The 12,807-nt window shown below is 70.5% G+C and carries 10 protein-coding genes and 1 pseudogene; 6 read left to right on the top strand and 5 right to left on the bottom strand.

The genetic code is table 11. From position 1 onward, the window contains the following. On the bottom strand, window positions 1-378 hold a 378-nt coding region (locus tag ABD366_RS36345), incomplete at its 3' end, for an alpha/beta fold hydrolase (RefSeq protein ID WP_344443193.1). 123 nt (window positions 379-501) lie between these two features. Then, window positions 502-1,062, bottom strand: coding sequence for a TetR/AcrR family transcriptional regulator (locus ABD366_RS36350; protein ID WP_324770615.1), 561 nt, complete (start codon window positions 1,060-1,062; stop codon window positions 502-504). Window positions 1,063-1,205: 143 nt separating this feature from the next. On the opposite strand from ABD366_RS36350, the gene ABD366_RS36355 reads away from it, so the two are divergent. Next, window positions 1,206-2,648, top strand: coding sequence for an aldehyde dehydrogenase (locus tag ABD366_RS36355; protein WP_324770613.1), 1,443 nt, complete (start codon window positions 1,206-1,208; stop codon window positions 2,646-2,648). Between the two features lie 139 nt (window positions 2,649-2,787). Next, window positions 2,788-3,567 (top strand): SDR family NAD(P)-dependent oxidoreductase, encoded by a 780-nt coding sequence (locus ABD366_RS36360; RefSeq protein WP_324770612.1) that lies wholly within the window; start codon window positions 2,788-2,790, stop codon window positions 3,565-3,567. 82 nt (window positions 3,568-3,649) lie between these two features. Here ABD366_RS36360 and ABD366_RS36365 read toward each other — a convergent pair whose 3' ends face one another. The 3 genes from ABD366_RS36365 to ABD366_RS36375 all read right to left on the bottom strand — a co-directional run bounded on the left by ABD366_RS36365 (window position 3,650) and on the right by ABD366_RS36375 (window position 6,754). After that, on the bottom strand, window positions 3,650-4,216 hold the full coding sequence (locus ABD366_RS36365) for a hypothetical protein (protein WP_344443196.1): 567 nt from the start codon (window positions 4,214-4,216) through the stop codon (window positions 3,650-3,652). A 259-nt stretch (window positions 4,217-4,475) separates the two neighbouring features. Further along, a complete protein-coding gene (locus tag ABD366_RS36370; RefSeq protein WP_324769045.1) occupies window positions 4,476-4,943 on the bottom strand; it encodes an SsgA family sporulation/cell division regulator in 468 nt (155 codons plus the stop codon). Window positions 4,944-5,056: 113 nt separating this feature from the next. Further along, window positions 5,057-6,754, bottom strand: coding sequence for a zinc-binding metallopeptidase family protein (locus ABD366_RS36375; protein ID WP_324769044.1), 1,698 nt, complete (start codon window positions 6,752-6,754; stop codon window positions 5,057-5,059). A gap of 220 nt (window positions 6,755-6,974) precedes the next feature. On the opposite strand from ABD366_RS36375, the gene ABD366_RS36380 reads away from it, so the two are divergent. The 4 genes and pseudogenes from ABD366_RS36380 to ABD366_RS36395 form a co-directional block, all read left to right on the top strand. Next, complete coding sequence (locus tag ABD366_RS36380) at window positions 6,975-7,730, top strand: dienelactone hydrolase family protein (RefSeq protein ID WP_324769043.1); 756 nt, start codon at window positions 6,975-6,977, stop codon at window positions 7,728-7,730. Between the two features lie 112 nt (window positions 7,731-7,842). After that, window positions 7,843-9,096, top strand: coding sequence for a cytochrome P450 family protein (locus ABD366_RS36385; protein WP_324769042.1), 1,254 nt, complete (start codon window positions 7,843-7,845; stop codon window positions 9,094-9,096). Window positions 9,097-9,426: 330 nt separating this feature from the next. Further along, window positions 9,427-11,160, top strand: coding sequence for a ubiquinone-dependent pyruvate dehydrogenase (gene poxB, locus ABD366_RS36390; RefSeq protein WP_324769041.1), 1,734 nt, complete (start codon window positions 9,427-9,429; stop codon window positions 11,158-11,160). A 142-nt stretch (window positions 11,161-11,302) separates the two neighbouring features. After that, window positions 11,303-12,793: pseudogene (locus tag ABD366_RS36395) on the top strand (MDR family MFS transporter); the annotation flags it as partial. Window positions 12,794-12,807 lie beyond the last annotated feature (14 nt).

Genomic DNA, 12,807 nt, shown 5'->3' on the forward strand with positions numbered 1-12,807 from the left:
CCGGGACAGGAAGCGGGTGGGGCCGTGGCCGCGGAGGTAGGGGACGAGGACGCGGTAGCCCTGGTCGGCCAGGAGGGGGGCGACGTCGACGTAGCTGTGGATGTCGTAGGGCCAGCCGTGCAGGAGGAGGACGACGGGGCCGTGGGCGGGGCCGAGTTCGGCGTAGCCGATGTTCAGGACGCCCGCCCGGACGTGCTTGAGGGTCGGGAAACCGGTGTGGGTGCCCGGCGTGATCGCGGGCACCACGGGGGCGGGGGAGGCCGCCGGGGCACCCGTGGTGCGCGCCGCGGACGCGGAGCCCGCCGGCCCGGCCAGCGAGACCGCGGCCGCACCGGCCCCCAGACCGACGGCCTTACTGAACGTACGCCTGTTGATCATGTGAAGCCCTCTCGTGTGCACGGTGACCAGCGACACACACTCTGACCCCGCCGCGCCACCGGCCACATCCGTCATCTGACGGTCCGACGCGGACAACGGCGCCGAACACACACGGAACGGCCGCTAAGTCATGCGACTGACGCGCGGGCCACCGATGCCGTGTAGAAACGTGTCTACCGCCAGATCGGCTGCTTCACCCGGGCTCAGGTGTGCCTGTTGGTGCGACGCGAGGATCAGCAGATGGGGCAGGAGCACCCGCGCCCAGCCCTCCGCGGGACCGGGCCGCAGCAGGCCTTCGTCACGAGCGCGGGCCAGGAAGACATCGACCGCGGTGATGCAGGCGTCCCGGCGGTGGCGCACGACGTCGTCGGTGAGCATGAGGGACAGATCGACCGGCCAGGTGCGATTGACGCCGATGATGTTCTCGACGTAGCGGTGCAGGGCGACGACGACGGGCGCCTCGCGCAGCCGTGCGTCCTCGATGGCCGCCTCGATGGCCTCCAGCCGGGCCGTGTGGATGGCCGCGAGGAGCTCCTCGCGGGAGGCGAAGCGCCGGTAGACGGTGCGCCGGTCCACGCCCGCCTCGGCGGCGATGCTCGCGATGGTGGCGCCCGGCTCGATGGCGAGTATGCGCGCCCCGGTGGTCAGGACCGCTTCCAGATTGCGCGCTGCGTCGGCTCTCATCCCTCAAAGGTAGCGCGCTTGAGGAGATTCAAAGAGGTAAAGCCATCCTTACGAGCAGTTAACGAAATCAAGTGCTACATTGAAGTGGCACTTGCAGATCGGTAAGTCCCTATGGACCGACAGCACTGGAAAAGAGAAAGCTCATGATCACCTACGGCAAGCTCTACATCGGCGGCTCCTGGGTCGAGCCGAGCAACCCCGAGCTGCTCGACATCGCCTCGCCGCACGACCAGTCGCTGATCGGCCGCGTGGCCCAGGCGCGGCCCGCGGACATCGACCGGGCGGTGGCCGCGGCCCGCGCCTCGTTCGAGAAGGGGGAGTGGCGGCTGACTCCGCCGGCCGAACGGATCGCGCTGCTGCGCCGGTTCAACGCGCTGCGCGAGGAGAACGCCGAGCGGGTCGCGCACCTGATCTCGCTGGAGAACGGCTCGGCGGGCTGGTTCACCCGGGCCGGACAGCCCGGCCTGACCCGGCAGGCGAACGCCTACCTGAAGGCGGCCGAGGAGTTCGGCTGGGAGGAGACCCTCGTCCCCTCCGACCCGTCCTCGCCCGTACGCAGTGTGGTGCGCCGTGAGGCGCTCGGCGTCGTCGCCGCGGTGATCCCGTGGAACTCGCCGTTCTCCTCGGCCACTTCGAAGATCATCCCCTCGTTGCTCGCGGGCAACTCCGTGGTCCTCAAGGTGTCCCCTGAGAACTCCCTGAGCATGGGCTTCCTGGCCGAACTGCTCCAGCAGGTGGGGCTGCCCGAGGGTGTGCTCAGCGTGCTGCCCGCGGACCGGGAGACCAGCGAGTACCTGGTGTCGCACCCGGACGTCGACAAGATCGCCTTCACCGGTTCGACGGGGGCCGGCCGCCGCATCGCCTCGATCGCCGGCGAGCAGCTCAAGCGGGTCAGCCTGGAACTGGGCGGCAAGTCCGCCGCGATCATCCTCCCCGACGCCGACATCGAGCAGGCCGTCGCCGGCCTGAAGTTCGGCTCCCTGCTCAACAACGGCGAGTCCTGCATCGCCCAGACCCGCATCCTGGCCCCGCGCGAGACGTACGAGGAGGTCGTGACGGCGCTGAAGGAGCTGGTCGGCTCGCTGAAGGTCGGCGACCCCAATGACCCCGACACCTTCATCGGCCCGATGATCCGCCCCGACCAACAGCAGCGGGTACGCGACTACATCCAGCTCGGCATCGAGGAGGGCGCCCGCCTCGTCGTCGGCGGTCCGCAGGTCCCCGAGGGCCTGGAGAAGGGCAACTACGTGACGCCGACCGTCTTCGCCGACGTCGACAACTCCATGCGGATCGCGCAGGAGGAGATCTTCGGCCCGGTCCTGGTCGTCATCGCCTACGACGACGAGGACGACGCCGTCCGCATCGCCAACGACTCCGAGTACGGCCTGTCCGGCGGCGTCTGGTCCGCCGACGAGGAGCACGCCCTGGCCGTCGCCCGCCGCATCCGCACCGGCACCGTCACCGTCAACGGCGCCTCCGTCGCCTTCGACGGCCCGTTCGGAGGCTTCAAGGCCAGCGGCATCGGCCGCGAGTACGGCTCGGTCGGCCTCGGCACCTACACCGAGTACAAGACCATCACGGTCTGACCACAGCCGACCCACTCGGGAGACGTATCTGATACGTATCTGACACGTACTATCGTGACCGCGAACATGTGTCAGGTGGAGCGGCGTGACCGCTCCATGACACACCGGTGACGGACCAACTCGGAAGGAGCCGTGCGCCATGGATCTGCTGCTCAAGGGTCTGCGAGCAGTCGTCACCGGAGGCAGCCGCGGCATCGGCCTCGCCGTCGGACGCGCCCTCGCCCAGGAGGGGGCATCAGTCGCCCTGGTCTCCAGGACCGCCTCGTCCGTCGAGGAGCAGGCGGCGGCCCTTCGCGCGGAGACCGGCGCCGAAGTCATCGGCGTCGCGGCCGACACCGGGGTCGACGCCTCCGTGACGGAGATGGCCGCCGTGGTGCGTGAGCGGCTCGGCGGCGTGGACATCCTGGTGAACAACGCCGCCGCGACCAACCCCGGCACCATCTCCGAGGACGATCTCGAGGCCGAGATCAATGTGAAGGTCCGCGGCTACCTGCGCTGTGCCTGCGCCTTCGCCCCGGACATGACGGAACGCGGCTGGGGCCGGATCATCAACATCGGCGGACTGGCGGCACGCCGGAGCGGGTCGGTGGTCGGTTCGATCCGCAACGTCGCGGTGTCCGCCCTGTCGAAGAACCTGGCCGACGAACTCGGCCCGGGCGGTGTCAACGTCGTCTCCGTACACCCCGCGGCCACCCGCACCGACACCTTCACGGACATCCTCGGCCGCCGGGCCGAGGCCCTGGGGTGCAGCCCGCAGGAGCTGGAGCGGCAGTTCGCCGCGTCCGTCTCCATCGGACGGATCGTGGAACCGCACGAGGTGGCGGCGGTCGTCGCCTTCCTGGCGAGCCCGCTCAGTGTGGCGCTCAACGGCGATCCCGTCTTCGCCGGCGGCGGGACGAAGGGCCCGATCCACTACTGAAACCGCTGTACGCCGCCGGCGACGTCCCGCCGGGCCCGCACCGCCGGACCCGCACCGCCCCGGTGAGGTGTCAGGCGGTGCCCTACGCGCCGTCCTGCTTCACCAGGGTGTACATGACGGAGCGCTGCTGCTTGTGCCGCTGGATACGTCCCTTGGCGACGAGCGACTCGAGGGTGTTGCGCACCACCTGCGGTGTGGGACTGCGGTCGGGGTGCTTCTTCAGCAGCTCGTCCCGCAACTCCTTCGCCAGGCGCGGCTCGTCGTACTTGCCGAGCAGCTTCATGAGCAGGTCCCCGAGCAGGGCCTGACGCGGCTTCCCCTCCGCGCCGGCCTTCGCCGGGGTGCCCGCCGACGCGGTCTTCGCCGGTGCCGTACGCCGTGCAGCGGTCCCGGCCGCAACCCGCTTCTGCTTCTGCTGCGGCTTCGTGGCGACCGGCTCGTCCTGCAACTGCTCGGGCAGACGGGACGCGTCGGCGAAACCCTCGTACCGCTCGGCGAGGCTGATGATGTCTCCCAGGAGTGCCTCCTCCTGCTTGAGCATCGAGATCCTCTCCTGCAACTCCTGCTGCAGGCGGCGGTTCTCCTCCAGGTCCGATGCGGCTTGATCTACGTACCGCGATCGGAGCGCGGCGGCTGACTGGCTGGTCACAACCGTTCACTCCCTCGTATGAATGACGTGTGCATGGTACCCATGTCACCGGGGCCCATGCAGATAAGTGTCGACGCCCGACGGTTCGCCCGGCATGTTCGCTCCTCACGATAAGCGCTGATGTGCCTGTGCACGCGGGAAAGGACGGCTCTTCATAGACAAACCAGGGTCATACATATGTGACATGTTTCTGCGAAACACGGGCGCCTTCATCGTCGACACTCCGGCACCGCAGGGCGCACGCGCTCCGGCGTCGGTGTCATGCGGAGGGCGGTCGCCCGCCGTCGAGCAACGACGTCAGGAAACCGTCCCAGTTCAGATCGGCCATCTCCGCGTCCGACGGGACGACCCGGTAGGTCGCGTCGAGCCACGTGGCCAGCGACTCCGTGGGTAACTCGAACAGGGCCTCCACCTCGTGCGAGGCGAGCATCAGCCACGACGAGGACCGTTCACCGGGCAGCGTCGGCCACATCCGCACGTCGCCGGCGCCGCTCATCGCCGTCAGGCCCCGGTGGAGGAGCCCGCGGCCGAGGTGCCAGATCAGGCTCGGCCCGCGTGCCGCCAGGAGCTCGAACGTGATCACGGCGGGCATGCCCGGGTCGAACCGGAACTTCGCCCGGACCGGCACCCGGGTGAACTCGTCCTGCATCTGGTCGAGTTCGAGGTGGAGCGGAGGCACGGGCCCGGGCGCCGAACGCGCGCTCAGGGGCGACTGATCACGGTGCATGACAGGAGTTCCCCTCCATCGGACGAAGTCTGCACCCACCACTCTTCGCCGCGGGCGCGCCCCGCACATCGGTCACATGACGGTCGAAGCGCGCCCTCACCGCGGCCTGCGGTTCAGGTCACGGGCGCCAGATCCGGTCCGGTCGTGCCGAGTCGTTCCGCCGCCACCACCTGCGGCACCGGCCAGGTCATCCCCTTCGGCGGCCAGCTCTGCCCGGTCGCTCGCAAGAAGTCGGCGGGCGGCTCGTACATCGGCGGCTGGTTGCCGTCCGGGATCATCGAGGCCCACTCGATGCCCTCGGTGCGGCCTTGGAACTCCTGCTTCATCGCGTCCAGCAGCTCCGGCTGCTCGATCAGGTCGATCGCGCCCGCGGCCAGATAGCGGGCCGCGGACAGCGTCGCCTGGTGGCCGATGTTGGTGGCCGCCGTCGCGGTGGCACCCCAGTTGTGGTTCGGGATGCCGGGCGGGTACGCCGCGGAGAGCAGTACGGCGGTGGGTGCCTGCCAGCTGATGTCCGCGGTGTCGGTGGCCAGGCCGCCGGTGTAGGCGGCCGCCGGAGGCGCGAGCGGGGTCAGACCGGCCGGCATGCCCACCTCGGGCTTGCCCAGCGACTTCTGCACCGCCCTGGCCAGGGTGTGATCGGCGTCGGTGAACTGCGGAGCGCCGATCTGCCGCATGTTGTCGTTGAGCAGCTCCGCGCCGGCCTTGTTCGCCAGCAGGTTCCACGTCGCGGCGTGGAACTTGTGCACCAGGCGGGTCTGGCTGGCCTGCGCGGCCGCCCTGCCGCACTCCACGATCTTGTCGTACAGCACCCGGGCGCGGGCCGGACTGCCCTCGCGGACGAAGAACCAGATGGAGCACATGTCCGGGGTCACGTTCGGGGCGCCGCCGCCGTTGATGATCGCGTAGTGGAAGCGGCCGGAGGGGGCGACGTTCTTCTCCCGCAGGTACTCCGACATCGTCGCCATCAGCAGGGCGCCGTCCAGGCCGCTCTTGTTGCCGAGCGGGGTGCCGCCGTGGCCGGAGGCGCCGAGGAAGGTGAAGGTCGCGGATATCAGCGCGCTGGTGGTGTTCCAGAACGGCACGGTGATGTTGAAGGGGTGCCAGTCCAGGAAGGCGTCGAGGCCGTCGTAGACGCCCTCCTTGACCGCGTAGGCCTTGCCGACGAGCTGTTCCTCGCCCGCGCTGCCGAACAGCTTGACGGTCGCCTTCAGGCCGTTCGCCCTGATCGCCCGCGCGACCGCGATGGCGGCTGCGGTGCCGCCCGCGCCGAGGCAGTTGTGGGCGTCGCCGTGGCCGGCACCGTAGGTGGGACCGTAGGCGTCGTAGTGGTAGACGAGCGGGTCGTGCGTGCCGACGCCCCTCTTCTGCGACAGGCCCGGCAGCGCGTCGTACTCGGCGTTGAAGCCGATGACGGGGCCCTCGGTGCCGTAGGTGGCGACGAACGCGGTCGGAAAGCCAGCCGAGCCCCACTTCACGGTGAAGCCGTTGTCGCGCAGCAACTTGGCGTGGGCGAGGGAGGACCGCCACTCGCGCAACGACAACTCCGCGTGCTGCCACACGTCGTCGCTGAGCCCGGTGATCGCACTCTGTCCGGCCGTGATCCAGTCGAGCGCCGTCCGCTTGGCCGCGGTGTTCTTCGCCAGCCCTTCGGGAGCCCGGTACGTGGCGGGGGAGACCCCGGTCCGCTCGTCGTACCCGAGGGTCGCCGCCAGCACCGGATCGGCCCGGAGGATGGCCGCCGTGGTCGCGGTGGCTCCCAGTCCGAACATCTTCAGCAGGCGTCTGCGGCCGGGGTGAAAGTCGTTCACGTCGGTCCTGTCCTGTCAGGTGTGAGGTAAGAGCCGGACAACCGGCTCCAGAACATGTGTTTCTGTCATACTGCGGAGCAGCATATGTCTCCTGTCCGCGTATCAGCCCACTGTTTCGAGTCGGGTGTGTGTGGCCGACTCCCAGGTGTGAGCCCCGCGCGGTCCGGTCCGTTCGTCCGTACACACCGGGACCCCCTCCCTTCCTCGGAAAGGCACATCCATGAGCACCGTGACTGGCACACTGATCGCCATCCCCACCGCGGACGGCACCGCCGACGCCTACCTCGCCCACCCCGGCGACGGCCACGCACACCCGGGGGTCCTCCTGTACCAGGACGCCTTCGGAGTGCGCCCGCACCTGACGGCGAAGGCCGACCGGCTGGCGGCCGCCGGCTACACGGTGCTCGTCCCCAACGTCTACTACCGGTCCGGGCGCGCCCCGGTCGTGGAACTGCCCGAGTTCATCGACATGCGGGCCCGTCCGGACATCCTGGAGAAGGTCGTCCCGCTGATGACGGCGCTCACCCCCGCCCACACGGAGCGCGACGCCGGGGCCTACCTGGCATGGTTCGCGCAGTCGCCGCTGGTCACGGACGGGCCGGTGGGCATCACGGGCTACTGCATGGGGGCGCGGCTCGCCCTCTACACGGCGGGCACCCACCCGGACCGGGTCGCCGCGGCGGCCGGTTTCCACGGCGGCGACCTGGCGAACGAGGCACCCGACAGCCCGCACCTGCTCGCCGCACGGATCACCGCCGAGCTCTACTTCGCGCACGCCGACGAGGACGACTCGATGCCCGAGGAGCAGATCCTGCGCCTGGAGCGGGCGCTGAGCGACGCGGGCGTCAAACACCGCTGCGAGGTCTACGAGGGCGCCCACCACGGCTACACCCAGTCCGACACCGCGGCCTACGACCCCGCGGCGGCCGAGCGGCACTGGACGGAGCTGCTGGCCCTGTTCGCCCGCACCCTCTGAGGCCGCCGCGGCCCACCCGCCGAGCACCCGGGCGAGCCCCGAGCGGGGCTCGCCGCACCACAGCGGCGAACCCCGAGCGAGGCTCGCCGCACCACAGCGCGAGGACACACCGATGAACACCCACACTCCTCCCCACACCCATGACCGGCCGACCGGTGAGACGGACGACCTGGTCGTCATGGACGCCGCGTTCAAGGCGGACGCCCCCCGCCGGTACGCGGCGCTGCGCGCGAAGGGCCCCGTCCACCCGGCGCAGTTCTTCCCCGGCATCACCGGCTGGATCGTCGTCGACCACGACCTGGCCCGCGACGCACTGACCCACCCGGCGCTGCTGAAGGACCCCGAGCCGGCCGCGGCGATGCTGGAGGCGGCCGGCTTCCTCGGACACAAACGCGGCACCGGATTCGGCGGCCAGATGCTGGAGGCCGACCCGCCCGCGCACACCCGGCTGCGCCGGCTGGTGTCGGGCGCCTTCTCCCCGAAGCGCTCCGCCGAGCTGGAACCCCGTATCACCCGGCTCGCCCACGGACTCGTCGACGCCCTGCCGCCCTCCGGCGAGACCGACCTGGTGGAGGCCTTCACCGCGCCGCTGCCCGTCGCCGTCATCGCGGAGCTGCTCGGCATCCCCGAGGACCGACGCCAGGACTTCCGCCGCTGGACCACCCTCGCCTTCCAGGTGAACCACCCGGAGTACGCCGCGTCGGTGGCCGCGATGCACGCGTTCCTGCGCGAACTGGTCGAGGACAAGCGGCGCCGCCCCGGCGACGACCTGATGTCCGCCCTGGTCGCCGCCCGTGACGAGGACGACGGCCGGCTCTCCGAGGAGGAACTGGCCGCAACCGCCGCCCTGCTCGTCATCGCCGGCCACGAGACCACCGTCAACCTCCTGGGCAACGCCCTGCTGGCCCTGCTCACCCACCCCGATCAACTGCGACTGCTGCGCGAGGACCCCGCGCTGCTGCCCACCGCGATCGAGGAGTTCCTGCGCTACGACACGTCCGTCGAACGCACGACCAACCGCTACGCGGCCGAGGACCTCGAACTCGGCGGGGTGAGGATCCCCCGGGGCGGTGTCGTCGCCGTGGCCCTCACCTCCGCGAGCCGCGGCGCCCCGCTGGCCGGAGGCGGCGACCCGGAGACGCTCGACGTCACCCGCCCCGTCGCCCGCCACCTCTCCTTCGGCCACGGCATCCACCACTGCCTGGGCGCTCCGCTGGCCCGCCTGGAGGCCCGCGTCGCCCTGCACACCCTCCTCACACGTATCCCACACATGGAACTGGCGGTGCCCGCCGAATCCCTGAGCTGGTTCCCCTCCGGCATGGTGCGCGGGGTGCTGTCGCTACCGGTGCGCTACCGCCTCGCGTGACAGGCTCCGCCGGGTGTGGGCCGAGGCGCGGACCCGGGCGTTCCAGTCGTCCGACCGAGTAACGGCAAACACCCTGACGTCGGGTACGCAGTCATTCGACGGATGTGTGTGTGATGACGGCCCGACAAGACTGACCGGGTGCTCGTCCACGAGGACGTCGTCTTCGGGAACCTCGTTTCGGGGACCTCGTCTGCGCAGACCTCGTCCATGAGGACCTCGTCCACGGGGATCTCGTCCACGGGGACGAGCCCCTGTCGGCGCCCTCCGCCCGTGTGGCTCCCCCTCCGCACCGGCCGCGCTCACGCCCACACCGACGAAAGGGTCTGTCGTATGCCCACCTACGCCGAACACGTCATCGCCTCCCTCAAGGCCTCCGGGGTGCGCCGTCTGTACGGCCTGCCCGGGGATTCGCTCAACGGCCTCACCGACGCCATCCGCCGCGACGACGACGTCGACTGGGTCCATGTGCGGCACGAGGAGAGCGCCGCCCTCGCGGCGGCGGCCGAAGCCGGGCTCACCGGTGAGCTCACCGTGTGTGTCGGCAGCTGCGGCCCGGGCAACCTGCACCTGATCAACGGCCTCTTCGACGCCCAGCGCAGCCGCGTCCCGGTGCTCGCCATCGCCGCCCAGATCCCCGGCAGCGAGATCGGCAGCGGCTACTTCCAGGAGACCCGCCCCCAGGAACTGTTCGCCGACTGCAGCGTCTACGCGGAGGTCGTCACCAGCCCCGAACACGGGCCGCGCATCCTGGAGACGGCGATGCGCGCCGCCGTCGAGCGCAGGGGAGTGGCGGTGGTCGTCGTCCCCGGTGAGATCTTCCTCGGCAAGACCGCCCGCGACCTGGCCCCCACCGTGGTGCGCCCGGCCCGCACCGTCGTCCGCCCCGACGACGCGACCCTGCGCGAGGCCGCCGCGCTGCTGAACGACGCGAAGCGGGTGACGATCCTGGCGGGCGCCGGCGCGGCCGGCGCCCACGACGACCTGGTCCGGCTCGCCGAGACCCTCAAGGCGCCCGTCGTGCACGCCCTGCGCGGCAAGGAGTACGTCAGTTACGACAACCCGTACGACGTCGGCATGACCGGACTGCTCGGCTTCGCCTCCGGCTACAAGGCGATCGAGGAGGCCGACACCCTGCTGATGCTGGGCACCGACTTCCCCTACCGGCAGTTCTATCCGCAGGACGCCAAGGTCATCCAGCTCGACCTGCGCGGCGAGCAGATCGGCCGCCGCACCCACGTCGACCTGCCTCTGGTCGGCAGCGTCCGTGACACCCTGCCCGCGCTGCTGCCGCTGCTGACCGTCAAGAGCGCGCGACGGCACCTCGACGACGCCCTCGCCCACTACGCCCGTACGCGCAAGTCACTCGACTCGCTCGCCGTCAACGACCGCGAACGCACCCCGATCCACCCGCAGTTCGTGGCGCGCACCCTCGACCGCCTCGCCGACGAGGACGCCGTCTTCACCGTGGACGTCGGCTCCCCGGTGGTGTGGGCGGCCCGCTACCTGACGTTCAACGGAAAGCGCCGGCTGATCGGTTCGTTCAACCACGGCACGATGGCCAACGCGCTACCGCACGCAGTCGGCGCGCAGGCGGCGTACCCGGGCCGTCAGGTGGTCTCGCTGTCCGGCGACGGCGGCCTCACCATGCTGCTCGGCGAACTGTTCACGCTGCGCCAGAACCGACTGCCCGCCAAGATCGTGGTCTTCAACAACGGCTCCCTGAACTTCGTCGAGCTCGAGATGAAGGCGGCCGGCATCGTCAACTACGCCACCGAGCTGGACAATCCGCAGCTCGCCGAGGTCGCCGCCGCGATCGGCCTGTTCTCGCGCCGGGTCGAGCGGCCCGGCGACCTGGAGGACGCGCTGAAGGCCGCCTTCGCGCACGACGGCCCGGCCCTGGTGGAGGTGATGACCGCCCGCCAGGAACTCTCCGTGCCGCCCGCCGTCACGGTGGAGCAGGCCAAGGGCTTCACCCTCTACGCGATCCGCACGATCCTGTCCGGCCGGGGCGAGGAACTACTGGACCTGGTTACCACCAACGTGTCCCGCCGAATCCTGCGCTGACCGCCCCGACCGGCCCGCCCCCGCACACCCGCTGACACCTCGTACACCCGCCTCAGCCACTTAAGGAACCACACCCATGACCACCACCCCCAGCGCAGGTGTGCGCCCGCACACCCAGCCCATAACGGGGGTCGCGCCGCCGATGACACACGCGCAGATCATGCGCGCCCTGTCGGGGCTGCTCCTCGGCCTGTTCTGCGCGATCCTCTCCTCGACCGTCGTCACCAACGCGCTGCCCCGCATCATCGGCGACCTCGGCGGCGGCCAGTCCGCCTACACCTGGGTCGTCACCGCGTCCCTCCTTGCGGTGACCGCCTCGACCCCGCTGTGGGGCAAACTCGCCGACCAGTTCAGCAAGAAGATCCTCGTCCAGTCGTCCCTGGTCATCTTCGTCATCGGCTCCCTGGTGGCCGGTCTCGCGCAGAACCCCGCCACGCTGATCGGCGCCCGGGTCATCCAGGGCCTGGGCGGCGGCGGTCTGTCCGCCCTCGCACAGGTCGTGCTGGCCGCGATGATCTCCCCGCGCGAGCGCGGCCGCTACTCCGGATACCTCGGCGCCACCTTCGCCGTCGCCACCGTCGGCGGTCCGCTGCTCGGGGGCGTCATCACCGACACCTCCTGGCTCGGCTGGCGCTGGTGCCTGTTCGTCGGCATCCCCTTCGCCGTCGTCGCGCTGATCGTGCTCCAGCGGACGCTCGACCTGCCCGTGCTCAAGCGCCAGGTCGAGGTCGACTGGGCCGGCGCGTTCTTCGTCACCGCCGCCGTCTGCACCCTGCTGGTCTGGATCACCTTCGCCGACGCCATGTACGCGTGGCTGTCCTGGCAGACGTACGCCCTGGTCGGCGCGGCGCTCGTCCTGACGCTGATCTTCCTGTTCGTCGAAACGAAGGCCGCCGAGCCGATCATCCCGCTGCGGCTGTTCCGCAACCCGACCATCGCCCTCGCCTCCGCCGCCTCCCTGTTCGTCGGCAGCGCGCTGTTCGCGGGCACCGTCTTCTTCAGCCAGTACTTCCAGCTGGCGCGCGGCGCGTCCCCGACCATGTCGGGCGTCATGACGATCCCGTTCATCGCGGGCCTGTTCGTCTCCTCCACCGTCTCCGGCCGCGTCATCACCCGCACCGGCCGGTGGAAGGGCTGGCTCCTTGCGGGCGGCATCCTGCTGACGGCAGGCCTGGCCCTCCTCGGCATGCTCCGCTACGACACCTCGTACCTGTTCATAGCCTTCTGCATGGCGCTGATGGGCCTCGGCGTCGGCATGACGCTCCAGAACCTCGTGCTGTGCACCCAGAACCAGGTCTCCCCGGGCGACCTCGGCGCCGCCTCCTCCACAGTGACCTTCTTCCGCTCCCTCGGCGGCGCGGTGGGCGTCTCGGTGCTCGGCTCCGTCCTCACCACCCGGATCGGCCACTACGCCCGCGACACCATCACCCACCTCGCACCCCAGGACCGGGCGGCGGCCGCGCAGGCCTCCGGCGGCGGCCGGCTCCCCGACCTCGCCATGCTGCCCGCACCCGTGCGCACCTGGCTGGAGAGCGCCTACGGCCACGGCATCGGCGACATCTTCATGTACGTCGCGCCGATCGCCCTGCTCGCCTTCCTCGTCACCCTGTTCATCAAGGAGGTCCCGCTGCGCGCGTGAGACCGGGG

It is taken from the genome of Streptomyces kunmingensis (genome assembly GCF_039533535.1).
GTDB lineage: Bacteria > Actinomycetota > Actinomycetes > Streptomycetales > Streptomycetaceae > Streptomyces > Streptomyces kunmingensis.